General features: G+C 64.0%; 23 protein-coding genes. 6 read left to right on the plus strand and 17 right to left on the minus strand.

Annotation, left to right across the window (positions count from 1 at the left end; translation table 11 throughout):
• Positions 1 to 336 precede the first annotated feature (336 nt).
• Complete coding sequence (locus CKO23_RS16175; RefSeq protein WP_200332856.1) at positions 337 to 972, plus strand: hypothetical protein; 636 nt, start codon at positions 337 to 339, stop codon at positions 970 to 972.
• A 10-nt stretch (positions 973 to 982) separates the two neighbouring features.
• Here the strand turns inward: CKO23_RS16175 and CKO23_RS16180 are convergent, their stop codons facing one another.
• The 7 genes from CKO23_RS16180 to wrbA all read right to left on the minus strand — a co-directional run bounded on the left by CKO23_RS16180 (position 983) and on the right by wrbA (position 9,160).
• Positions 983 to 2,260 (minus strand): TPM domain-containing protein, encoded by a 1,278-nt coding sequence (locus CKO23_RS16180; protein ID WP_200332857.1) that lies wholly within the window; start codon positions 2,258 to 2,260, stop codon positions 983 to 985.
• Between the two features lie 124 nt (positions 2,261 to 2,384).
• Positions 2,385 to 3,182, minus strand: coding sequence for a sulfite exporter TauE/SafE family protein (locus CKO23_RS16185; protein ID WP_200332858.1), 798 nt, complete (start codon positions 3,180 to 3,182; stop codon positions 2,385 to 2,387).
• A 388-nt stretch (positions 3,183 to 3,570) separates the two neighbouring features.
• Positions 3,571 to 4,665, minus strand: coding sequence for a helix-turn-helix transcriptional regulator (locus CKO23_RS16190; RefSeq protein ID WP_200332859.1), 1,095 nt, complete (start codon positions 4,663 to 4,665; stop codon positions 3,571 to 3,573).
• 400 nt (positions 4,666 to 5,065) lie between these two features.
• On the minus strand, positions 5,066 to 5,494 hold the full coding sequence (locus CKO23_RS16195; protein WP_200332860.1) for a phosphate-starvation-inducible protein PsiE: 429 nt from the start codon (positions 5,492 to 5,494) through the stop codon (positions 5,066 to 5,068).
• Between the two features lie 140 nt (positions 5,495 to 5,634).
• Positions 5,635 to 7,620 (minus strand): calcium-binding protein, encoded by a 1,986-nt coding sequence (locus CKO23_RS16200; RefSeq protein WP_200332861.1) that lies wholly within the window; start codon positions 7,618 to 7,620, stop codon positions 5,635 to 5,637.
• Between the two features lie 214 nt (positions 7,621 to 7,834).
• Positions 7,835 to 8,539: a DnaA regulatory inactivator Hda gene (gene hda, locus CKO23_RS16205; RefSeq protein WP_200332862.1), complete on the minus strand. Its 705-nt coding sequence runs from the start codon at positions 8,537 to 8,539 to the stop codon at positions 7,835 to 7,837.
• A gap of 21 nt (positions 8,540 to 8,560) precedes the next feature.
• Positions 8,561 to 9,160 carry an NAD(P)H:quinone oxidoreductase gene (gene wrbA / locus CKO23_RS16210; protein ID WP_200332863.1) on the minus strand — a complete coding sequence of 200 codons (600 nt, stop codon included), beginning with the start codon at positions 9,158 to 9,160 and terminating at the stop codon, positions 8,561 to 8,563.
• A gap of 393 nt (positions 9,161 to 9,553) precedes the next feature.
• Here wrbA and CKO23_RS16215 point away from each other — a divergent pair, with 393 nt between their 5' ends.
• Complete coding sequence (locus CKO23_RS16215; RefSeq protein ID WP_200332864.1) at positions 9,554 to 10,129, plus strand: SoxW family protein; 576 nt, start codon at positions 9,554 to 9,556, stop codon at positions 10,127 to 10,129.
• 149 nt (positions 10,130 to 10,278) lie between these two features.
• Entirely contained in the window at positions 10,279 to 10,569 is a 291-nt protein-coding gene (locus tag CKO23_RS16220; protein WP_200332865.1) for an acylphosphatase, read from the plus strand.
• Positions 10,570 to 10,581: 12 nt separating this feature from the next.
• On the opposite strand, the gene CKO23_RS16225 is transcribed toward CKO23_RS16220, so the two are convergent.
• On the minus strand, positions 10,582 to 11,367 hold the full coding sequence (locus CKO23_RS16225; protein WP_200332866.1) for a metallophosphoesterase: 786 nt from the start codon (positions 11,365 to 11,367) through the stop codon (positions 10,582 to 10,584).
• A gap of 638 nt (positions 11,368 to 12,005) precedes the next feature.
• Here CKO23_RS16225 and CKO23_RS16230 point away from each other — a divergent pair.
• Positions 12,006 to 12,425, plus strand: coding sequence for a rubrerythrin family protein (locus CKO23_RS16230; protein WP_200332867.1), 420 nt, complete (start codon positions 12,006 to 12,008; stop codon positions 12,423 to 12,425).
• A 370-nt stretch (positions 12,426 to 12,795) separates the two neighbouring features.
• Here the strand turns inward: CKO23_RS16230 and CKO23_RS16235 are convergent, their stop codons facing one another.
• From CKO23_RS16235 to CKO23_RS16265, 7 genes are all read right to left on the minus strand, one after another.
• Positions 12,796 to 14,328 carry a lytic transglycosylase domain-containing protein gene (locus CKO23_RS16235; protein ID WP_200332868.1) on the minus strand — a complete coding sequence of 511 codons (1,533 nt, stop codon included), beginning with the start codon at positions 14,326 to 14,328 and terminating at the stop codon, positions 12,796 to 12,798.
• A 118-nt stretch (positions 14,329 to 14,446) separates the two neighbouring features.
• Positions 14,447 to 15,037, minus strand: coding sequence for a Maf family protein (locus CKO23_RS16240; protein WP_200332869.1), 591 nt, complete (start codon positions 15,035 to 15,037; stop codon positions 14,447 to 14,449).
• A gap of 6 nt (positions 15,038 to 15,043) precedes the next feature.
• Complete coding sequence (locus CKO23_RS16245) at positions 15,044 to 15,241, minus strand: CPXCG motif-containing cysteine-rich protein (RefSeq protein WP_200332870.1); 198 nt, start codon at positions 15,239 to 15,241, stop codon at positions 15,044 to 15,046.
• Between the two features lie 57 nt (positions 15,242 to 15,298).
• Positions 15,299 to 16,831, minus strand: coding sequence for a glucose-6-phosphate dehydrogenase (zwf, locus tag CKO23_RS16250; protein ID WP_346014621.1), 1,533 nt, complete (start codon positions 16,829 to 16,831; stop codon positions 15,299 to 15,301).
• 69 nt (positions 16,832 to 16,900) lie between these two features.
• Positions 16,901 to 17,917 carry a phosphogluconate dehydrogenase (NAD(+)-dependent, decarboxylating) gene (gene gnd, locus CKO23_RS16255; RefSeq protein ID WP_200332871.1) on the minus strand — a complete coding sequence of 339 codons (1,017 nt, stop codon included), beginning with the start codon at positions 17,915 to 17,917 and terminating at the stop codon, positions 16,901 to 16,903.
• A 68-nt stretch (positions 17,918 to 17,985) separates the two neighbouring features.
• Positions 17,986 to 20,064 carry a glycogen debranching protein GlgX gene (glgX, locus tag CKO23_RS16260; protein ID WP_200332872.1) on the minus strand — a complete coding sequence of 693 codons (2,079 nt, stop codon included), beginning with the start codon at positions 20,062 to 20,064 and terminating at the stop codon, positions 17,986 to 17,988.
• A gap of 341 nt (positions 20,065 to 20,405) precedes the next feature.
• Positions 20,406 to 20,552, minus strand: a complete 147-nt coding sequence (locus CKO23_RS16265; protein ID WP_200332873.1) for a hypothetical protein — start codon at positions 20,550 to 20,552, stop codon at positions 20,406 to 20,408.
• Positions 20,553 to 20,730: 178 nt separating this feature from the next.
• On the opposite strand from CKO23_RS16265, the gene CKO23_RS16270 reads away from it, so the two are divergent.
• The gene (locus CKO23_RS16270) at positions 20,731 to 21,117 is read left to right on the plus strand and encodes a DUF2750 domain-containing protein (protein WP_200332874.1); all 387 of its coding nucleotides are present in this window, start codon (positions 20,731 to 20,733) and stop codon (positions 21,115 to 21,117) included.
• Between the two features lie 135 nt (positions 21,118 to 21,252).
• Here CKO23_RS16270 and lexA read toward each other — a convergent pair whose 3' ends face one another.
• A complete protein-coding gene (gene lexA / locus CKO23_RS16275) occupies positions 21,253 to 21,852 on the minus strand; it encodes a transcriptional repressor LexA (protein ID WP_200332875.1) in 600 nt (199 codons plus the stop codon).
• Between the two features lie 454 nt (positions 21,853 to 22,306).
• Here lexA and CKO23_RS16280 point away from each other — a divergent pair, with 454 nt between their 5' ends.
• Positions 22,307 to 22,648, plus strand: a complete 342-nt coding sequence (locus CKO23_RS16280; protein ID WP_200332876.1) for a zinc ribbon domain-containing protein YjdM — start codon at positions 22,307 to 22,309, stop codon at positions 22,646 to 22,648.
• A 185-nt stretch (positions 22,649 to 22,833) separates the two neighbouring features.
• On the opposite strand, the gene CKO23_RS16285 is transcribed toward CKO23_RS16280, so the two are convergent.
• Positions 22,834 to 23,517, minus strand: a complete 684-nt coding sequence (locus CKO23_RS16285) for an EF-hand domain-containing protein (protein ID WP_200332877.1) — start codon at positions 23,515 to 23,517, stop codon at positions 22,834 to 22,836.
• Positions 23,518 to 23,688 lie beyond the last annotated feature (171 nt).

The following is a 23,688-nucleotide window of genomic DNA, read 5'->3' on the forward strand; positions in this document are numbered from 1 at the left end:
CGACCAGCGGGTGCGTGACGGCAATTATGTCGCGTAGCGTGTGCTCAACCGAGGAGCCGGATGCGGTAGTCCCGCACGTCCGGATCTGTGGGAGCCGCGGGTGCGTAAGCACCCGTGGCCACCCGGTACCAGTCGTCTTCGGTAGGGTGGACAAGCGCGGCGCAGTCCACCAACAACGGCGCGGGGTTCGGTGGACTTCGCTCTCGCTCGTCCACCCTACCGGTCCAACCGATGACCAAGGCCGGCATCGCGCAGCGCTTCCACAGGAATCATAGGGTCGCCAGGACGCCCGCGATCGTCGATCGCTCCCCAGGCCCAATCCGTACGACCGAACCCATGCAAAGGCCAGTGACCCGTCAATTCCTCTTCGCCGTGATTGCGCGTGTCTCGCTGCTGACGGTCATCTCTTTCGCCACGATTACGGCCATGGCTGAATCGCTGGATACGCCGGCGCAAGCCATGGCGCATGCAATCGCTCGGATGATGGAGAGCATGGGGTTCAACGGATCGGCGGGCTATGGCCCGTCCGGCTCCGCGCCACCCATGCCGGCGGATGGCTGGCCGTCGGCCTTCGGTGCCTTGCCGGGCATGTCCGGGCCAGGCGGGCCGATGTCGCCCGGGTCGGGCGGCTCGCCCATGAGTCAAATGTCGCAGATGGGGGAGCGTCTCTACCGCAGTCTGCCCATGCAGGGCGGAGACGGCTCAGGCGCCGGCCCGCTGGAGGGTCTGTGGGAGGACAACCAAGGCGGCGTGCTCATCGTGCAGGGCGGGTTCTACCGGCTCTACTCGCAATGTCGCGGCTATATCGAAGGCCGCATCCGCGTGAGCAATGATCAGGTCGAGCTGGGCAATTCCCGGGAGAACATCACTCAGACCTTCGACATGGCGTTGGACCAGGGGCGTCTGGTGCTGCGCAGCCCCAGCGGTACGGTGTTTCTCTACCGGCGTCTGGTGCTCGGCCAGGATCGCTGAGCCGCACCGCTCAGGGCGCGGGATGGGAGAGCGCCAAGCGCTGCTCGCCGCGCTGCACGGTGATGGTGACCAACTCGCCGCTGTCGACGGTGTAGAGGTGGCTGAAGACCCATTGCATGCTGGGTTGCTTCTCGCCGTCCAACTCCAGGATCTTGTCGCCGACCTTGAGCCCCATCTTTTCGCCGATCGAGCCAGGGTCGATGGAGAGGACGACCAGGTCCTCGCTCCTGAAGGTGAAGCACCAGCGACAGCGGTCTTCCTGAGAGGCGTTTGGCGGCGTTTCGGGAAAGGCGAACGAAAATTCACCGGCCCCCCAGGGGATGCTCCAGTGGTTGTTCTCGTCGAAGCGGATGTACTTCTGCATCTTGACGAAATCGATGCGCCACCTGCCTTCCTCGCGCCGCAGAAAATAGGGATTGCAGACACGCGGCTCCGGGTCGTACTGAACCACGGCGTTCCTGCCATGGATCTGATAGCGCTCGGCGGTGCAGCGGCGATGCTCGCGCGCGACGTTGCGCATCTGCGTCTTGGTCACCACCCAATCCTTCAACATTTCTTGTGATGCCTTGGTGTAGATGTCCAGGTCCGGGCGTGCGTTACCTTCCTCCATGGCCTGGATGTAGGCATCGATGGTCTTGATGGGACTGCCCTGCGAGCTGACGTCGGGCATCGGGGTCAGGATATCCGGGGCCGGCGCCGTGGTGGCCTGACTGATGCCGGGAGCGCTGGGGGTGGGCTCGGGCGTCTTGGAGGCGTCGAACGCCATGTCCTTGGTCGCCTCCTGGGCCCGGGTCACGATCAGCTCGGAGGTTGCCACGATCCCCTCACCGACATGCTGATCGCTGAAGAAGGGCGCCATCTGGCCGTTCTCGATGTGCTCGACGAAGGTCTCCGTATAGACCTCGCTGAGGTCCTCGCCCACTTCGAGGCGTACCTGCCGCGAGCGCGGATTGACCACGAGCAGCAAGCCGCGTCCGGAGTCGTAGAAGGTGCCGGCTTCGAGCGAGTCGAACCGCTCGAGGGCCAGCGCGTCGAGGTCCGCACCCTCGGTCGTGGTGATCACGCGATAGTCGATGCCATAGTCGTCGAGCAGGGCGTTGTGGTAGTCCACGAGGAAGGCGGATTCCGTTTCCGTGAGCACGCTGGCCTCGTCCATGAGCAGCTGGATCTTGACCACGGGGGAAACGTTCAGCATGAAACTGAAGTTGAAGAGGCCAACCGCCAGCAGGCAGGCGGCGAGGAAGAAACGGAGCCTGCGGATCGTTTCTGTGTCTCGGTTGAAGGTCATGGGTACGCGGTCGGCAGCTTCGTGGTCGGATCCATCGCGACAGAGGTCGTGGGGGAACGGCAATGATACGACTCGTGCCTCGTATTTTCCCACTCCAGACTCTGTGCGTGTCTCCGCCAGGCCCTCAGCCGAGGGCCAGTTTGGCCGCGATGAGCAGGAGCAGGACCCCGAACATGCGTTTGAGAACCTGCACCGGCAGCGCATGGGCCAGACGGGTTCCGAGCGGTGCGGTCGGCATGCTGGCGAGGAGCATGGCGACAACGGCCGGCCAGTAGACGAATCCGGAGCTCAGATCGGGAAGCCCGGCCCGTCCCAGGCCGGCAAGGATGAATCCGATCGTGCCGGCGATCGCGATCGGCAGACCGCAGGCGGCAGAGGTGCCGACGGCCTTGCGCATATCGATTCCCCGGTTGCTCAGAAAGGGGACCGTCAGTGTCCCTCCACCGATTCCGACCAGGGCGGAGAGCATGCCGATTCCGCCACCCACACCCCAGAGACCGAGACGGCCGGGCATGACGCGCGTCGGGACCGAGCGCGCAACGGGCAAGAGCATCCGCGCGCCGACGAAGGCGAGAAAGACGGCGAAGAGTCGCTTCAGCCAGAGATCCGGGATCTGGGCCGCGAAGGCGGCGCCCGCCCAGGCGCCGAGGACGATGCCGGGCGTCAGGCTCACGAAGAGATCCCAGCGCACGCCCGCGCGGCGGTGATGCGCAAGCGTGGAGGCGGCGCCGGTCCCGATGATGGTCGCCAGCGAGGTGCCGACGGCGAGGTGGGGAATCCAATCCTGCGCGAGTTCGCCGTGGGTGAAGACCAGGATCAGGGCAGGGACCATGATGGCCCCTCCGCCGACGCCGAAGAGTCCGGCAAGTAGCCCGGACAGGGCGCCGATGAGGAGGTAGGAGACGAGCTCGGGAAACGGCATGGTGTGGGCGTCTCAAAGGTGCGAAAGGACTGCCGACAGGAGCGGCGCGTTCAGCCCGGCGTGCCTGTCCGCCTGGGGATGCGCGTTGAGCCTCGTTGCAGAGGGCTCGCAGGACTCATGGCGAGGCCAGAAGCGGGTGCGCGCGCTGCGGTATCCGGCGACGCTCTCGCGTGTGTGGAGGTGGTGTCGGAGAAGCAGTGGAGAACGACCGCGACAGTGCTGCGGGCGGCGTTTTCGCTCAATCAGAAGGAGGCGGGTCATGTGTGCCTGAGCACGCGCGCGGCCGAGCGCCGGTGTCCCCGCGACAGTGCGAGGAGAGTGTCTCGGGCACCGGTCCCCGCGGTCGTGGTCGCAGCTGGCGCGGGCCGAGCGATCTACTCTGGATCTCCTAGAGTCTGGCCTTGGACGCCAGTTCGGTCATCGGCGTCAGCTCGGCTTCCAGCCCCAGGACCTTGGAGATCATGGCGGTGCGGCTACGCACCTCGATCTTGCCGTAGATCCGGCGTAAGTGGTCTTTCACCGTCTTTTCGTCGATGCGGAGCTCGGTGGCGATATCGGCATTGGAGAGTCCGCGCATCACGCAGAGCGCGACTTGCACTTCGCGCCGCGACAATCGGCTGTGGACGAGCCTGCTTGCCAATGCATGGCGTCTTTGAATCGGCTCGATCACTAGGATCGTCACCCCGGAATCTCGCCCGCGCGGGCGCTCATGCGCGCCTCCGAGATCCTGAAGGTCCAGCCAGCTCAGCAGGCTGCGCGAGGTCATCGGCAAGATCCGCAGGCGGAAGACCCCGGCATCCTCGCTGCGCCAAATGGCTCGGGCGATGGCAAGGGCTCGGATGGTGTCGGGGTCGAGCTGAGACATGACGTACTGCGCGACGCCATTGCCATAGACCAGCTGATCATCGCTCGTCAGGGCCAGCAGCCCGATATCGGGCTCCATGGACTGGGTGTCCGCCGACTTGTGCAGGACCGCGGATGTGGCGATGTGCGGGGCGATGGTGTCGATCAGCTCCATCTCCTGCGCGCTGAAGTCCGGCGAACTCGCGCGCCTGTGCAGTCGCAATAGGGCGATTGGCTGATCGCGCCACCCAGCGATGACATTCACGGCGTGCTCGAACTGGAAGGCGGACCGGATGTCCGCGACCTTGGTCTGGGACCAGGCTGGCGTGGCCAGCAGTGGCGATAGACTGTTGGTCTGGTTCAGGCGTGTCGGGCAGCAGGAATCGAGTAGGCAGGGGTCCAGAGCCGCGTGGCGGCCGAGGTAGTCCTCGATGAGCCCCGCGTCGCGGCCGGCGCAAACGCCTGGCGTGACCTCGTAGCGTCCCCGATCGATCTCGAGCAGGGCAGCCGCATCGAAGGGGACGAACACCTGCAAACAGGCGAGCAGCTCCTTCGTCAGCTGCGTATAGGCGCGCGTTGCGTACAGCGAATTGATGAGATCGAGCAGGTGGCTCTTGGACGGGGATACAGGCTCTTTCATGCTCCGTGACCTTTTTCAGCTCATGCGGTTAGCCGATAGCGCGATGTCCAGAGCTCGACGGCTGCATGGCTCATCGCGTGAGATGCGCTGATTCAGAGCCGGCTCGCGGAGACCATCGCTATAAGGGCATTTCGGAGACGAAGCTGCCCACATCGGGGAATGCACTTCGATCTCAAGTGTCCAGAGTCTACGATGATCGACCAAGCGTGACTAGCGAGATGCGGGATGACAGCACCAAGGGCCGAGGGTCATCGCGCACGTCAGCCGGTCACCGATCGTCGCTCGGTTGCCGATGCGAGTGTCACAGGCTGTGACGATCAGCACCTTGGTGTATCGCCCCGCGTGTATCGCCTAAGAGTCACTCGAGAGTCACTCGAGGGTCACTCGGCCGCCGTTGGCCTCAGCGGTGCCCCTCCTCGTGGTGCTCGGCATGATCCTGCGCATCCGCGCTGAAACGCTGGCTGAAGCGGATGATCAGAATGGCGAGACTCACGAGCAGGATGGCGCCACTCTCATAAATCAGATTCTCTGGAGCAATATTCTTGCCTTGTAGAACGATCAGCCGTGACAGGGCCGTGACGGCGATGAACATAGGGTAGGTGAAGGGCACGGCGCGCCTGAGAAAGTAGACGTTCGCCATGGCCATGATCTCGATGAAGATGAACATCAGCAAGAGGTCTTCGAGTCTCACGGCAGCGTTCTGATAGATGCCGACGATGAGCTGGGCGATGCCGATCAGCGCCAAGCCACCGACCCCGACCAGGACCAGCTTCTCGATGTAGAGGAAGAGGGTCGAGAGCCAGGCGTCGAGCTTTGTGGGTGCCTTCATCAGCGGGTCTCCTGTGTATCTGCGGTTCGCTCGGGTCATCATCGGCTGCCACGCGGACGGCCGGGGTGGATGGCACCGAGCCATCCACGCGTTTCATTGTCCGCTCGACGTCCCCACGGGCCGCGGGGCGGCCCTGGCGGTCAGAGGAAGAGCTCGAAGGCGCTCAGGGCCATGGACGGATCGGCGAAGGCGATAGTGAGATCCGCCTGGAAATCGCCGTCGACGTCGCCCTGAAGCAGGCCGAATTCGTAGCGCAGCTCCCCGGCGTGGCCGCTGAAGTCGGCGTTGTCGATGAAGGTGAAGGACTGATCACCATCCAGGTAGAGGCTGGCGTCCATGCCGGTCAAGTCGATTCTGTCTCCCATGCCGAAGTCCGTGATGGTCTCGACGAAGGCGTCGCAGCACTTCTCGACCGAGGATTCGTAGCGGAAGACGTCGTTGCCGCGTCCTCCCGTGAGGACGTCCGCGCCCAGGCCGCCGATCAGGAGGTCGTCGCCATCGCCGCCGTCGATCAGATCCCGGCCATAGCCCCCGTCGAGGATGTCGTTACCCGCGTGGCCCGTGAGCAGGTCGTTCCCGTCGCCTCCCGACAGGACATCGTCACCCTCGCTTCCGGTGACGATCACATCGTTCGCCAACCGGAACACCAAGGATCCCGGCGCTGTCTCGACCAGGCTCTGGCTGCCGTTCAAGGCGATGGAATACTCGCCGAATCGGTCTCCGTCCGCGTCGATGAACAGGTAGGTCATGTAGCCATCGTCGTCGAGGCGGACCTCATTGCCGGTGCCGCTGAAATCCGCCGCGAATCCGATGAAGCGCAGCTCCGATAGCGCGCTGATATCGATGCTGTCCCCGATCCCGAAGTCGCTGAGGATCTCGTATCCCAGCTCGTCCAAGGCCGTGTACTTGAAGGTGTCGTTGCCGAGACCGCCGATGAGGGTATCGAAACCCGCCCCGCCGAGGAGCAGGTCGTCTCCGTCTCCGCCATTCAGAATATCGTCGCCTGTCCCGCCGTCGAGGACGTCATTGCCGGCGCCGCCGTCGAGGTTGTCATCGCCGGCGGCCGCATCCAGCCAGTCGTTGCCTTCGAGACCCTGCAGGAGATCGTGCCCGTTGCCGCCACGCAGCATGTCGTCGCCGGGCGTCCCGGTCAGCACCTGGTTCAAGGAGGCGATCAGCTGGTTGGAGCCAGGCGCCGACTCCTCCAGCATCAAGGATCCGGCCGGATACAGGGCGATCATCTGGTCGCCGAATCCATCGCCGTCGCTGTCGAACTCGATGTTGCCGAATGCGTAGGGACCGTATCCGTAGTGCTCGTAGCGATACTCACCGGGCGTGCCCGAGAAGGAGGCATCTCCGATGAAGCTGATTCCCAGGATGTCGAGGTCGATGCGGTCGCCGGGAGAGAAGTCGGCGATGGTGTCCACATTGATGTCATCGGGGCGGGTGAAGCGGAAGACGTCGTCTCCGGCTCCGCCTCGATAGGTGTCCGTTCCGAGACCACCGGTCAGGACATCCGACCCCTCGTCGCCGATCAGCGTGTCGTTGCCGCCACCGCCCTCCAGGATATCGTCGCCGCCCAGGCCGAGGAGAGTGTCGTTTCCCGCCCCGCCGTGCAAGGTCTCGCCGAGCGCGCTGCCGACCAGGGTCTGGTCGGCAGCCAGCGTCAGGATGCCCGAGCCGGCCCTGGTTTCGATCAGATTGGTCGCCGCGTTGAAAGACAGCGCGATGTCGCCGATGGCATCGCCGTCCGTGTCGATGGTGAGGGCGCCGAAATCGAACCGCATCTCGCCGGCGACGCCATGGAACTGCTCATTGCCGATGAAGGTCCGCCGAGCGGCCGGGATCGCCGAGAAGTCGAGCACGTCGTCGAGGCTGAAATCGACGATGCGGTCTCCGTCGGCGCTGCTGAAGTTGGCGAATCTGACGCTGTCTCGGCCCGCGCCGCCGTGCAAGATGTCCGGCCCGGGGCCGCCGATCAGGATGTCGTCGCCCGCCCCGCCGGACAGGGTGTCGGTCCCGGTGCCCCCGTTGAGCCTGTCATTGCCCGCCAGACCGTAGAGGGTGTCCCAGCCTGCCGTACCAGTGATCGTCTCGTTTCCAGGTGTGCCCAGTGTGATCGCCATCGTCGCATCTCCATGATTCAGGAAAGGGCGCGTTCCCCCGTCGAAGGCTTTCATCCGGCCAAGTCCCAATGGCGTCCCATGCGTTCGCGCAAGGGTCAAGGGTCAAGGGCGGTGCGGTGCCTTGACCCTGTAAAGAATAGGAGAAAGTCGAAGCCGGAACGAAGTGGCCTCGCGCTCACACGTCCTCGCCTCGGCCCCCACGCCGGACCGGCCCCTAGAGGGCTTCCTGCATGGCGCGCCGCACCAGTGGGATGCTCGGCTGGCGCTGCTCGCGCAGGCTGAGGCTGTCGACGCGTGCGAGTAGGTCCATCAGCGACCCCGGATCGCGTGGATAGTGGTGCATGATGAAACGCACCAGGTCCGGGCTCAGGCGCAGACCGCGCCGCTCGGCCGATTGGGTCAGGAGCCGCGCGCACTCCTCTTCCCCGAGCGGCTGCAGGCAGTAGCGCGGCCCCCAGAGCAGGCGGGATGCGAGGTCGGGCAGCGCCACGGGGATGGCGTCCGGCGCGGCATCCGCCGCCATGAAGAGGTGACGCCCGAGCTCGCGCATGCGATTGAAGAGGGCGAAGAGGGCCTTTTCCCACTCCGCCTCGCCGACGACCTCTTGAATGTCGTCGATCGCGACGAGGTCGAGACGCTCCAGATCGTCCAGTAGGCTCGGCGCGAGGCCGCGCGTGCCCAGCGGCACGAAGTGGGCTTGACGCCCAGCGGAGACGGCTGCCAAACACGCAGCCTGGAGCAGGTGCGTCTTACCTGTTCCAGGGCTCCCGAACAGGAAGAGGAAGGGTTCGCCGGCGCCCTCCGCGCTGGCGGTGATGGCCGCGACGGCCTCCGAGTTCGGTCCCGGCAAATACTCGGCCAAGCTCGGCTCGCGGCCGAGCTCGAGGGGCAGGTGAAGCTGCTGAAAGGCTGTAGACAAAGGAGCCGTTGCCCGCGTCGCTCAGGGCGCGGTCTGGGCAAGCCGGGCAGCCGTTACGGCCAGGCGTTTGCCGAGCGCGTGACACAGTCGTTTCTCCTCCTCGGACAGCGCGCGGTCGCTCTCGGTGCCGGCGATGTGGGAGGGTCCGTAGGGCGTTCCCCCGGTCTGGGTGTGCAGGAGATCCGATTCGCTGTAGGGAAGGCCCATGAGCAGCATGCCATGGTGCATGAGGGGCAGCATCATGCTCAGCAGCGTGGTCTCTTGGCCGCCATGGAGGCTGGATGTCGAGGTGAAGACGCCGGCCGGTTTCCCCGCCAGGGCGCCCGTCAACCAAAGCGCGCTGGTGCCATCGAGGAAGTATTTCATGGCGGCGGCCATGTTCCCGAAGCGGGTCGGACTGCCGAGCGCCAAACCGGCGCAGTGGCGCAGGTCGTCGATTTCGGCGTAGGGCGCGCCCTTGTCCGGAATGCTGTTCCCCACGGCTTCGCAGACCGCGGAGACGGCTGGTACGGTGCGCAGGCGCGCCTCCATCCCGCCTGACTCGACCCCACGCGCGATCTGCTGGGCCATCTCGGCGGTCGCTCCATGGCGGCTGTAATAGAGAATGAGGATGTAGCTCATGTTGCTCCTATGTCGCTGGTCTGAATATGTCGTTGGTCTGAAGAGGTTGGCACTTTGGGCGAGAGTCTAACTCACCGGGCATTCAATCGGCGTGCGAGGCCACGCTGCCGCCGCGGCGTTGCGCGCTAGGCGCGATGCGGAGGGCGTTCTCCGCGTCGCCTAGCGCTGGCGCAGCCACTCGACGTTGAAACCTGTCTCCGATCTGGTGAGAATCGGCAACCGGCGAGTGCGAGGTGCATGCCGCGGAAACCGGATCCAGCGCCGGGGAACGCTCTTCGACCGTCGCTGTGGATGAGCCGGCTTCGCTGATCCTACGGGGTCGGACGCCGTGGCTGGAGATGCGTCCGGCTTTTCCGGGAGCATCTGAATCGAATCGCGATCAGGAGGAGTTCTATGTCTTCACTCTCTGCCGTGCGCCTTCGGGGCCGCGCGTGGCCGCTCGTCATGGCCGTCACCCTTGGCGCTGCGATCCTCTGGTTCAGCGTCGCCCTGGCGGCGACCCGTGATCCGGTCCAGCACTTCTTCGATTCAACCTTCGGGGATTTCAAGGAGGAGCTGCAAACCGCGAAGGAGGCGGGCAAGGCAGGCGTCTTGCTCATGTTCGAGATGGACGAATGTCCCTTCTGCCAACGCATGAAGAGCACCGTCTTGAATCAATCCGAGGTTCAGGACTACTTCAAGGAGCACTTCCTCATCTTCCCGGTCGATATCGAGGGTGACATCGAGATCACGAATTTCTCCGGCGAGGCGATGAAGCAGAAGGATTTCGCGCTCAAGTCCTACCGCGTGCGCGCGACCCCCGTTTTTGCGTTCTTCGACCTCGAAGGCAATCTGGTCGCCAAATACATCGGGGCCACGCGTGATGCCGATGAGTTCTTGCTGCTAGGCGCCTATGTGGTCGACGGGCATTACAAGGACGTCAGCTTCCAGCAGTACAAGCGGGACAGGCAGAAGACGTCGGTGCAATGAACGAGCCGTCTGAGCACAAGCCGCGCCGGTGCCTGGGCGGATGCCGGCAATGACCTTGACCGCAAAGACGCGGGTTGCTCGGATGGTCGGCGCTCATGGGCCGAGCCACAACGGATGCGGCATTGGGCCGCGATCGCGAGGAGTCGAAGATGGATGATCAGCACGCGGAGCAGAGGGTCTGTTATCGCTGTGTCGTCGGTGGGCGTGTGCAGGGTGTTTTCTTTCGCGCCTCTGCCCGTGAGCAGGCGATGCGCCTTGGTGTGACCGGCTATGCGCGCAACTTGCCGGATGGGCGCGTGGAGGTGTTGGTCTGCGGCGAATCCGCGGCTGTGGCCCAGTTGCGTGACTGGCTTCGCACGGGACCGACGGCGGCCCAGGTGACGGGCGTGGCCTGTGAACCCTTGGATTATCACCCGCATCCGGGGTTCGTCATCGATTAGCCGCGCGCTCGATCAGTAGCCTTCGGCCTGATGGAGGGGCTGCTCGGCGTACTGGTCGAGCCGCACGATCTCGGTGGTGAAGTGGCCATCCGGGTAGAGCAGGAGTTCGCGATAGCCGGGCGGGCTGGTGTCGATGGCGAAGTCCTTGCTCCCCGGTAGGAACTGAAAGCAGGTCGAGGGCGTTCCGAGAACGGAGCAGCCGCCGTGCCGGACCATAAAGGCTTGGTGGACATGCCCGAAGAGGATGGCCTTGACCTGTGGATGCTGCTCGCAGAGTTCCATCAGCTCGGTGCCGTTGTCCACGCCCATCGTGTCCATCCAGGCACTCTGGATCGGCACCGGGTGATGGTGCAGAAAGATCATGGTCGGCGCGCTGTTCCCAGCCAGCAGGTCGCTGAGCTGGTTCATCTGAGCCTCTGTGAGGTGCCCGCCGTCACTGCCCGGAACGCTCGAATCCAGGAAGACCAGATTCCAGTCATCCAATCGGCGCAAGGCGACGGGTCCGACCGCCGCGCTGCCGAGATAGGTGTCCATGAGCGCGAGATCGTCGTGATTTCCGGCGACACAGAAATGCGGCAGCTCGGTTCGTTTCAGCGTCTCGCGCAGGTAGCGGTACCCGGCGGGGGTCTCGTCATGCACCAGATCGCCGCTCAAAATGAGCGCTCCGGCTGGTGGAGAGGACGACAGGGCGAGCTCTAAGACCGCCTCGAAGCTATCCCGCGTCGTCATCCCGAGAAGCTGACCGCTGGAATCGCCGAATAGATGCAGGTCCGTCAATTGCAGCAGGCGCAGAGGCATCGTTTTCTCGTCTGTCTTGCTAGCATTCTGGCGCTGTAGAGGATGGCGAATGGTAACGACTTGGTTGGGCTTGTGTGCCGACATGCGTGGTTCCCGATAATCCGGCTGACGGGGAGATCCTCAGAAGCTCGAAAGCTCTTCCCCGCTTTTCTATCAGCCGTTCAGGTCCCTCAACAATGAACCCGTTCACGTGTCCTTAATGGTTGATCATGTGGCGCAACCGGAGTGAGAGATAGTTCACAAGATCGGCGCGCTCGCAGGTACTCTTGTCGGGAGCCGCCGGGCGCCTGGACAGTCTCCGGGGTAGTGAGTCGCGGCTGTCAAGTGCCGTGTCGGGAGCATGCCCGGTGATCACAGGGGAAGCAGGGCGGATGTCTCTGCCGGGCGGCCCACAGGCTCCTCCGCTTGGCTGGGCATGGATGGGACCTTGCCGATCTGGGTTCGGATGCGGGGTTTTAATTCCCGCTCATCGCCCCGATATTGCGCCCGTGAAGGGCTTCCAGGCACCCTGCGTCAAGCTCATATAACTAGACTATCGGCGTCATTGGAACAAACAATTTCTTTCCAATGACGCCGGAAACTAAGGTTTTAGCCGTTCGCACGGCCCCCATCCAACCGGTCATCACGAGGAGAGCTACATGGAACTCAAGGGCAGCAAGACTGAGCAGAGTCTGAAAGAAGCCTTCGCAGGTGAGTCTCAAGCCAACCGTCGGTACCTCTACTTCGCCGCTAAGGCCGATGTCGAGGGCTACAATGACGTCGCCGCTGTCTTCCGCTCGACGGCTGAGGGCGAGACCGGACACGCACATGGACATCTGGAGTATCTGGAGGCCGTGGGTGATCCCGCCACGGGACTTCCGATCGGCGGCACCTCGGACAACCTGAAGGCCGCTATCGCCGGCGAGACGCACGAGTACACCGATATGTATCCCGGCATGGCCAAGGCGGCACGCGACGAAGGCTTCGACGAGATCGCCGACTGGTTCGAGACGCTGGCCAAGGCCGAGCGCTCGCATGCCAACCGCTTCCAGAAGGCGTTGGACAATCTCGATGTCTAAACGCTGACCGATCGGTCGCGAAGTGGAAAGGGGTGCTCGGCACCCCTTTTTTTGTCCGGGGTGTTCTCTCCCAAGAGGCTGCGCGGTGCGAGTTGGGCCTCGGGGCGAGGCAAGCATCCAGTCGCTGGGGTAACGGGCTGGAAGTATTCGCGGTTGAAAACCGCCAACGCAGAATCCCGAGAGCCTTGGATGAACGGGTCTGCGCCCGGCGTCTCGCAGCCCCGGCAAACGTCCGATCCGAGAGCATCGGTTCGATGAAAGCGATCCGTCTGGAAGGCGCGCCTCGAACCTTGATGATCGAAGTCAGTGGGGGCGGACGGGGCTGGCTTGGCTGGGGGAGGACACATCCCTGTGTCAGGCCAGCTGGTCGTCAAATTCCGACGATCAGCTTCTGTCCGGTTCGAATGTGGTTATCTTCCGGGCGCATCTTGTTCAGCTTACGCAGTTGAGCCACGGTGATCCCGTTCTGTACGGCGACGCGGTACAGGGTTTCCTGCGGCTTGACCACATGGTACTTCGCCTTGGTCGCTCCGGTTCTGGATTGACTCGCCGAATTGGTCTTCGCGACCTGCGCCTTGATGGATCCGTTGACTGGCTTGGTCGAGGTGGAGACCTGTGCAACCACGGTCCTGGGCGGGGCGGGACGTGGGTCGGCCTTGGCCACCAGCACCGGTCTCTGTGGTGGTGTGGGCTGACTGGCGATACGGCGCGTCGTCCCCTGGGGCAGCCAGATCGTGCTACCGGCCGGAATCGCGGCCTTGCCATCCAAGACGGCGTCGCGCCAGTGTCGGTTGAGCTGCGCGAGCTGGTACTTGGTCGTGCCATAGTGGCGGGCGAGATGGTCTGCGGGCACGCTATTGCGCAGCACGAGGCGGTCGTGCAGCCAAGGCTCCTCGTAGCGAACGCCTTCGGGGAAGTAGCGGCTTGGGTTTCCCGCGACCTCGCGTGCCGCGATGAACTCTGCATAGAAGTTGCGTGAGGCGAAGCCAAAGTACTTCCCGTCGTAGTTCTCTACGATACGACCGATATCGTTGCCGTAGAGCTCCTTGGCGTTGGCCATGCCGCCTTGGCCGTGGTTGTAGGAGGTGATGGCGAGCGGCCAGCTACCCAGCTTGCGGTAGGCTTGGGACAGGTAGTGCGCGGCTCCGTCGGCGGCCAGGATGGGGTCGAAGCGTTCATCGATCTGGCGATCCACGGTCATGTACTGTCGCCCCGTGGATGGCATGAATTGCCAGATGCCGCCGGCGCCTACACTCGAGCGTGCGTTGGCCTGGAAGGAGGACTCGACGTGCGGCAAGTAGGCGAGATCCTCGGGGACGCCCTGGTTGCGCATGATCTCGCGGAAGATCTGGTCATAGCTGCCGCTGATCTCGACGCCGCGGCGGAAGCGCTCACGCAAGCCGCGCTGCGTGCGCACACGCTCGGATGCGCCATAGACGGCCGATATGCCACCGGATCGCTTGAATTTGTCCAGTAATTCCTTGTCGACACTGCTCAGGCTCTGGTTGGAGCGCACCCGCTGCTCCAGATCCGCAAGCTGGCTGGTGTAGTAATGCTTGCGCGATTCGATCTGGGATTTCTGTGTCGCCGTGTAGCTATCCTGGACCGCGCCAGGGAGCTTGACGACCTCATAGATGACGTCCAGATGCTCGTCGTCGTGGATGGCGACTTCGCCCCGGCCCCAGACGCCGTAGACATGACGCCAGAAGTCGACGTTGCTCTCGAGCTCGGCCGGTACCGGGAAGGTGCGCGAGTCGCCATAGCTGTGACGCGTCTGACCAATGTCGCTACCGTCACTCAGTGGTCTTTCGCCTCCGGTCCCGGCGCAGCCCGACATGACCAGCGCGAAGACGGAAAGCATTGAAGCCCACAGCACGCGGGCCTGCATGGTTTCAGATCGCATTGTCAGAAAATCCCCCTGAAATATCGAGACTCTAGCACGAATCTCTCCCAACAAACGCGAAGTGTCGCCCACGAGGAACCGCTTTGCAATGCGCAAATTCCCCTACGAGACCGGTGATTTAGGCGCCGAGCGGGTCGATGCCCGCGGCTTCGAGCAAGGCGATGAGCCGAATGAGCGGCAGGCCGATCAGGGCGTTCGGGTCGTCGCCCTCGAGCCGTTCGAAGAGCGCGATGCCGAGCCCCTCGGATTTGAAGCTTCCGGCACAGTCGTAGGGCTGCTCGCGATCCACATAGCCGTGGATTTGTGCCTCGCTCAGGGTGCGGAAGTGCACACGAAAGGGTTCCACCAGGGTTTGGGCCTGTCCGCTGCGAGCGTCCAGGAGACAGAGCCCGGTCTGGAAGACCACCGTGCGGCCCGAGGCGCGCTCTAGTTGCTCGATCGCCGTCTCCCGGTTGCCCGGCTTGCCGAGGATCGCATCATCCAGACAAGCGACCTGATCCGAGCCGATGATGAGCGCGTGCGGGTGCGTCTGAGCCACCGCGCGTGCCTTGGCTTCGGCCAATCTGAGCACCAGCACCTGTGCCGGCTCATTCGGGCGGCGGCGCTCGTCGACGTCAGGTGAGGCGGTTGCGAAGGTCAAGCCGAGGCGTTCCAGCAGGGCGCGTCGATAGACCGACGTGGATGCGAGCACCAATGGAGTCGGCGTCATCGGTATCTAGTCTCCCTCTCTGGTCAGGGTCACGCGGAAGTCGTCGTCAGGCGTTGGACTCAGGGTGAGGTTGACCAGGATGGGGGAGCAGCAGATCTGACAGTCTTCCACATAGCAGCGGTCTCCGGCGGTCAGGTCGATCTCCATCTCCAGAGGCGCATCGCACCAGGGGCAGACCGCGTTCAGGCTCTCGATGGGATTCACGGCGTTTCACCACGGCTGTTCGCTCGGTTCAGTTGGTCTCGGCTCAAGGGACTCGGTTCAAGGGGTCTCGATGCGCCGCCATAGGCGACCATCGTTCTTGAGCAGGTCGCCGGCCGCGGCCGGACCCCAGGTCCCGGCCGCGTAGTTGGGGAAATTGCGCGCGGGCAGGGCGGTCCAGACATCCATGACGGACTCGACGATCTCCCAGCCCTTTTCGACTGTATCCGCGTGCTTGAAGAGGGTGGCGTCGCCGTTCATGCAGTCGTAGATCAAGGTCTCGTAGCCGGTCGCGGGGGCGTTACCGAAATAGTCGGCGTAGCAGAAGTTCATGTTGACTGTGCCGACCCGCATGCGCGGCCCGGGGATCTTGGCGCCGAAACTCATCTGAATGCCTTCGTTGGGCTGGATACGCAACACCAGCCGATCCGGGGTCATCTGCTCGACGTCCGTATTCTTGAACATGATCTTGGGCGCGCGCCTGTACTGGATGACGATCTCGGTGTACTGGGCCGGCAGGCGTTTGCCCGTGCGCAGATAGAAGGGCACGCCGGCCCAGCGCCAATTGTCCATGGTGAGCTTGAGCGCCGCATAGGTTTCTCGGCCCGAGTTGGGCGAGACGCCCGGAGATGAGCGATAGGCCGGCACCTTTTCGCCGCTGGGCATGACGCCCTCGCCGTATTGACCCCGCACGGCATGCGTCAGGACTTCCTCCGGGGTCAGTGGATGCACGGCGTCCAGCACCTTGTTGATCTCATCGCGCACCGCCTGGGACTCGAAGGAGTTGGGCGGCTCCATGGCCAGGAATCCCAGAAGCACCAGGACGTGATTGGGAATCATGTCGCGCAGGGCGCCAGCCTGCTCGTAATACTCGCCGCGATGCTCGACACCCACGGATTCAGCGACCGTGATCTGGACGTGGTCGATGTGCTGGCGGTTCCAGAAGGGCTCGATGAAGCCGTTCGCGAACCGGAACACCATGATGTTCTGAACCGTTTCCTTGCCGAGATAGTGATCGATCCGATAGATCTGACCCTCGTCCAAGGTCTCGTGCAGCATCCGGTTGAGCGCCTTGGCGCTCTCGACGTCGTTGCCGAAGGGCTTTTCGATGATGACGCGGCGCCAGTCTTCTGCTGATTCCGCTGTCAGTCCGACGGCGCCCAGGTGCCGGGTGATGTCGCCGAAGAGACTCGGCGGCACGGCCAGGTAGAAGAGATAATTGCCCTCGGTGCCACGCTCCGCGTCCAGCCGAGACAGACGCTCGCAGAGCGCCATGTAGGTGGTCTCCTCCTTGATGTTGCCCTGCATGTAATGCAGTCGCTGACAGAGGCGTGACCAGGTCTCGGCGTCCCAGGCGGCGCCGACATGCTGCCTGACCTCGTCGGCCATGCCGTCGCGAAAGCTCTCGTCGTCGAGCTCGAGCCGGTCGAGACCGAGAATCGCGAAGGTGTCGGGCAGCAGATGGCCTTGGCACAGATAGAAGAGGGCGGGAATCAGCTTGCGCTTGGTCAGGTCGCCACCGGCGCCGAAGATGATCATGACGTTCGGCGGGGCCGGCGGGGCGATCTCTGAGGTCAGACGTTCGTCGGTCACCAGGCTTCTCCTGAGGCGCGATCCGTGAGGTCGATGGCTCGCCGAGCGGCGAGCGCGAAGAGGGCGCGGTCAGCCCTGGGGCTTCTCGTGGTGGCCGCCGAACTGGTAGCGCATGGCGGAGAGGATCTGATTGGCGAAGTCCGCCTCGCCGCGCGAGCTGAAGCGCTCGAAGAGCGCGGTGGTGAGCAATGGGGCTGGCGTGCCGGTCTCGATCGCGGCGAGGCAGGTCCAGCGGCCCTCGCCGGAGTCCGAGACGCGCCCGCCGAAGGCCGACAGCTCCGGATCCTGGAGCAGGGCGTTGGCGGTGAGATCCAACAGCCAGGAGGCGACGACGCTGCCGCGGCGCCAGACCTCGGCGACCTCGGCGATCGGGATGTCGTACTGGTAGTGCTCGGGATGGCTGAGCGGCGCGGTCTCGGCGTCGAGGGCGTGGTCCTGTCGACCCACGCCAGCGTGCTTGAGGATGTTCAGCCCCTCGGCATAGGCGGCCATGAGGACATACTCGATGCCGTTGTGGACCATCTTGACGAAGTGCCCGGCACCATTGGGGCCGCAGTGAAGATAACCCTGCTCGGATCGACTCGCGGGGCCGGATCGCCCATGAGTCCGCTCGATCGAGCCAGGCCCGGGGGCCAGGGCGGCGAAGATGGGATCCAGCCGCTCGACCGCCTCCTGCTCGCCGCCGATCATCAGGCAGTAGCCGCGCTCCAATCCCCAGACGCCGCCGCTGGTGCCGCAATCGACGAAGTGGATGCCCGCGGGCCGCAGCCGCGCGGCGTGCTTCAGGTCGTCGCGGTAATTGGAGTTGCCGCCGTCGATCAGGGTGTCGCCGCGGCCGAGGTGGGGGGCGATCTCATGGATCACCCCCTCGACCACGGCTGCCGGAACCATCATCCAGACATTGCGCGGTGCGTCCAGCTTGGCGCAGAGGTCCGCCAGGTCGCTCGCGCCCTCGGCGCCTTGGTCGACCAGGGCTTGCACCGCCTGGGGATCACGATCATAGACCACGCATTGGTGGCCGGCGCCCAGGAGGCGCAGCACCATGTTCGCGCCCATTCGGCCGAGGCCGATCATTCCAAGCTGCATGACTCAATCCTCTTTGAGAGTGCGGATGTTCCCGAGCTGCGTGGCCGGGCGGTCGGATCCGCTCGCCCTCAGAGCGCCCTGGCTTCGAGCACCACCACGCTGTGGGGGCGGACAGCAACGCGCCCCGGCTGGATGGGTTGCTGGTTTTCAGGTTCGATCACGCTGGGTTCGCAGAAAGTATCGACGGCGAGGCACCAGCTCAACCCCTTGAGCCCAGGAACGGCGAACTCGAGCGCGGTCATGCCCATGTTCAGCATGACATGCAGGTGCGGCTCGTCCTCGTCCTTGCCAGCCAGGGTGAAGGCCAGTGCGTGGTTGGTTGGGTCGTCCCACTGAGGCTGCTCGAGCCCGACGCCATGCCAGGCGATGTCCGGCAGCGTCTTGCCGCGTTCCGGCTTGCCGGTGAGGAAGCGGTCGCGCGTCAGGCTCGGATGGCGCCGGCGCAGGGCGATCATGGCGCGCACGAAGTCGAGCATCTCCCGATTCTTGTCGACCAATCCCCAGTCCGACCAGGACAGCTCGTTGTTCTGGCAATAGGTGTTGTTGTTCCCGAGTTTGGTGCGGAAGACCTCGTCGCCGGAAAGCAGCATGGGCACGCCCTGACTCAGCATGAGGATGCTGATGAAGTTGCGTGCCTGGCGCGTGCGCAGTCGTTGGATCTCCCGGTCGTCCGTCGGTCCCTCGTGGCCGCAGTTCCAGCTGCGGTTGTCGTCGTGGCCGTCGCGGTTGTCCTCGCCGTTGGCCTCGTTGTGCTTCTGGTTGTAGCTGACCAGATCGCACAACGTGAAGCCGTCGTGGCAGGTGACGAAATTGATGGAGTTCATCGGCAGCCGTCCGCGCCCCTCGTACATGTCGCTGGAGCCGGCGATCCGGGTCGCGACCTCGGGCACCAAGCCGCTGTCTCCGCGCACGAAGCTGCGGATCACGTCGCGGTAGCGACCGTTCCACTCCGACCAGCGGTAGCCGGGAAAATCGCCGACCTGGTAGAGCCCGGCGGCATCCCATGCCTCGGCGATGATGTGCGCGCGGCTCAGCGAGGGTGATAGCTCGATGGCCCAGAGCACGGGGGCGTGATACTGCGGATTGCCGTCTTCGCCGCGGGCCAGCGCGCTTGCGAGGTCGAAGCGGAAGCCGTCGACGTGCATGTGGCGCACCCAGTAGAGCAGGGCGTCGATCAGGAAGCGGGTCACCATGGGGTGGTTGCAGTTCATGGTGTTCCCGCAGCCGGTATAGTCGCGGTATTGGCGTCGGTCGTCGAAGTCGAGGTGGTAGAAGATCTCGTTGCCGAAGGCCTTGAAGCTGATGACGGGGCCATTTTCCCCGCCTTCGGCGGTATGGTTGAAGACCACGTCCAGGATGATGGCGATGCCGGCCTTGTGGAAGGCCTTGACCATGTCGCGGAACTCATCGCGCGCATGCGAGGCGGTGACGGCGAAGCCGGGATGCGGCGCGAAGAAGCTGTGGGTGCTGTAGCCCCAGTAGTTCTCCATGCCCAGCTTGGCGGTCTTGGGCGGGACATCCTGGACATCGAATGCCATCACGGGCATGAGCTCGACGTGGGTGATCCCGAGATCCCTCAGGTAGGGGATCTTCTCGATGATGCCCTCGAAGGTGCCCGGATGGGCCACCCCCGAGGACGGGTGACGGGTGAAGCCGGCGACGTGCATCTCATAGATGACCGACTCGGCGAGTGGGACATGGAGCGGCTTGTCGCCCTCCCAATCGTAGTCGTCGCGCAGCACCTGACCGCGGATGGCGGTTTCCACATTGTCGCCCGGCCGGCAGGCCGCGTCGCGGTCCCAGAGTTGGTCGTTGATGGTCGTCGCCCAGGGGTCCAGCAGTGCCTTCTCGTTGTCGAGCCGGCTGCCCGTCTCGCGCGTGTCGACATGGCCATCGGCGCGCCAGTTGTAAAAGGTGCCGTTCGGCAGCCCTTCGACGAAGATGTGCCAGAAGAAGAAGGTGCGATTGGTGCGCGGGTCGAGCTGAACGACCTCGTAAGGGTCCGTGCTGTCCTCGCTCTCGAACAGCATCAGTTGCATCCGTTCGGCATAACGCGAGAAGACGCAGAAATTCACGCCGCCCTCCCTGACGGTTGCCCCAGCGAAATCCCAGTTGCCAGGCCTGACCCGGTACCTCAGTGGCCTCATCGGCAATTCTCCAGCACAGTAAATCCGTCCGCTCACTTGGTCAGCGGATCCGGGGTGATCCTGATTCCATTCGATGGTTGGCGCGCCGCTCGGGCCGGGGCGTCGAGGAGTCGCCATCGGCTGTATGAGTGGGCGTGCGTTACGGGAAGGCTTCCTGACGGCCTATTTGAGCATGCCAGGAACGAGGAAGTACCCAATGAGTGTCCCCATCAAGATGCCCAAAATGGCGCCTAGCATGATTCCGTACCATTTCACGCGCGCACCTCTCTCGATCCACACGAACTTTAAGGCTATTTTGCTGCGCACATCGGTGCTCGACAAGTCGCAGCGACCGCCTTTCGTCACTCTACAGGGTCGAAATCGAGAAATCCTTGATGTTGATTGGGTTGTCCTTCACTCGGCGAGCGATTCAGCGGGAAGCCGCTATCTTCGTGGCGATCAATGTCCTCATGATGACCAATGTCTTCATGGTGATCAATGCGCTGCATGAAGCGCACAGCGGTCGACTGCCGGTTCTAGCGTTAGGGCTTTCGTCCCCGAGAGGCGGCTGTTAGAGTCCCTGCGCGGTCTTTTGGCCCGAGCTGAACAAGACACGTCAAGCCTCCCGCAAAGGCCGCATCTCCGGCGCCCAGGCGCCAGCCACACTCAAGAAGGATCATCCCGCCGATGAACGCACCTCAGTCGACCCAGACCCTCGCCGCACTCTTCGATCTCCCCGCGGACGATCGCTACGCGTATTTCATCGAGGCAAGCGTCAGGCAGGGCAAGGTCTGGACGCTCGCGGGGACGGGCGGCTTCGTCGCCTTCCGCGACGAGGACGGACGTGATTGCTTCCCTTTCTGGCCCTCGCCCGAGCTGGCCGAGGCGCTCGCCAACGATGATTGGTCGGACTGCAAGGCCGAGTCGCTGGATCTGGACGTCTTCATGGACCGCTGGCTCAAGGGCATGGCGCGCGACGACCGGCTCGTTTCCGTCTTCTCGGCGCCGGATGGAACCAGCATTGTCATGGATCCGCTGGAATTGCTGCAGGAGCTGCAGGAGGCGCGGGGATAGCCTCGGTCCGACTGCACGAGACGACGTCTTGCTCGTGCGGTTTTTCCGGCGGGAGTTCGCCTCCCCGCTGCACTCTTGGTGACCTCGACTGGCGGCTCGCCCCGTCTCCAGTCAGCCCCTGGCCGTCATGCCTGTCTATCCGTAGTTGCGCATCAAGCCAACCAGAACGCCTTGGATTTCGACCTCGTGCGGCGCGAACTCCAGGGGTTGCATCGCGCTGTTGCGCGGGATGAGCAGGACGCGGTCCGGCTCCTGCTGGATGTTCTTGAGCGTGGTCTCCTCGCCGCGGACGAGGGCGACGACCGTCTCCCCGTTGCTGGCGACCCTGCGATGCTCGATGACGACATAGTCGCCGTCGAGGATGCCCGCCTCGCACATGGAATCCCCCGTCACTTGCAGGACATAACAATTCCGGTGCGTGCGCAGATGCGCGGGTACCTGAATGGTTTCGCATTGGGGAACGGCCTCGATCTGACGGCCGGCGGCGATCCTGCCGAGGAAGGGCAGGGCATCTTCGGATCCGAGCCCTGGTGTGAGCCGCACGCCAGCATGGCGGCCGTGCAGGGGCTCGACATAGCCCTCGGCAACGAGTGCCTGAATATGCTTGCGGAGCGATCCGCGCGAGCGCAGGCCGAGGTGGTCACAAAGCACGTCGAGCGAGGGTGCTTCAGCGAAGTGCTCGATGTTCTCCTTGAGGTACTCAAAGATCTCGTGCTGTCGGCGGGTCAGAGGCATGGTGATGTCGATTGGTCCGGTTCAAGCGGAGTGTATCGCGTTGCGTCCATGGGAATACCCTTGCCCTGGCCCCGACGTCAACGACAATCGCGTGCGTCATCTCGGGTCGCCATGCGCATCTGGTTGAGCGCCTTGGGATTGTCGATCGCCAGGACTGGACGCTTCCCGACTTCGGCCAGATAATGCGCCACCCCAGCTCCCCGAGCCAAAGGCTTGCGCCGCAACGCCTTTGCATGACCTCCTGACCAATTGCCGCGGATCGCCGATCAGATCGCCGCCACCCTTGCCGAGCAGGGTTGGTGCGGACGGATGCCTTCGTTTCGCCGCGCCAGCGATGCCCGCTTCGGCGCGCCGTGTATCGCGCCATCGAGAGTCGCCGATTGACGAGGCTCGCAATGGCCAGCCTGGTGGCGAGCTGTTTCACCCGCGCAAAGACTGAACAAGAGAGATGTCAATGAGTCATATCCCGCCCTGCCCAAACTGCAATTCCGAGTACGCCTACGAAGATGGCGCGATGTTGGTGTGTCCGCAATGTGGTCACGAGTGGGCGAGGGGGGGCGAGGACAGCACGGCGGCGAACGAATCCGCCGTGAAAGATGCCAACGGCGCGGTGTTGAGCGACGGTGATGCGGTGGTTGTGATCAAGGATTTGAAAGTGAAGGGCTCGTCGTCTGTCGTGAAAGTTGGAACCAAGGTCAAGAACATCCGCCTTGTGGACGGCGATCACAATATCGATTGCAAGATCGCTGGCATTGGTGCCATGCAGCTGAAATCGGCGTTCGTCAAGAAGGCCTGAGATGCAGGGGGCGGGCGGTCCGAACCGGTTGGCCGCTAGCGGGATTCTGAGGCATCGGTGTCCAGTCACGGGAGCCGGCCGGTCTCGGGCGTGCTCGCGGAGGCGACCGGCTCATGGGCGGCGGCAGGCGCTTGCGTTGTCATGTGTGCAACGCCTGCCGCTGTCCCGCTGTCCAGTGACGCGCGTCAGCGGTTTTGCGGCTGTGCCTGCGGTGCCGTCGGCCCCTGCATCATCTGCTGCCGATGCTGGGTTTGAGCCGTGAGGAATTCCCGCGGATCGACCTGCCCGTTGCCATCGAGGTCGATCGCGCTGAAGTCCGGGGCATTGCCGAGATTGCGCATCGGATAGCCCTGCTGAGAGCGCTCGGCGATGCGGTTGGCGCGTGCCTGGTAGAACTCCTGCGCGGTGAGGCTGCCATCGCCGTTGAGGTCGAAATCGGCGAAGGTGGGCATGTGGGAACCCATGCCTCGGCCAGCTCCGCGACCGCCACCCTGACCCATTCCCATCCCAGGCCCCATGCCTTGACCCGCGCCTGGCCCCATCCCGCCGCGGCCCTGCAGTCTGGCTTGGTGGAAGGCGTCGAATTCGTCCGCCGTCACCTGCCCGTCGCCATTCTGATCGAGGTCGGCGAACTTGGGCGCATTGGCGGCGCCGGGCATGGGGGCGCCCATGGTCGCTCGCGCGGCCATGCGCTCGGCGCGCGTGGCGTTGAATTCCTGCTCGGTGACGACGCCGTCGCTATCGCGATCGAAGGTGGCAAAGGTCATGGGGCCGAGGGCCTGTGGGCTGCCATCCTGTGCAAAAACCGGCAGGGCGGCGCAGGTCGCCATGCCGAGGACGAGTGCGAGTCTGTGATTGCGGTACGTCATGGTGCGCTCCATTCAGCTATCAGTGCGGTTGTTGCTCTACTCTGTCCAGGTCGTCTTTCCGCCGGTCCGGCGGGAGATCGGCCGCGTGCTTCCTTCTCTATTCTGGTCCAGCCGCGGCTCGGATGTCGGCTGGGAAGCATGACATCTCGGTGACCAATCTGTGCAGGGTGA

The sequence above is a fragment of the Thiocystis violacea genome, assembly GCF_016583565.1.
GTDB lineage: Bacteria > Pseudomonadota > Gammaproteobacteria > Chromatiales > Chromatiaceae > Thiorhodococcus > Thiorhodococcus violaceus_A.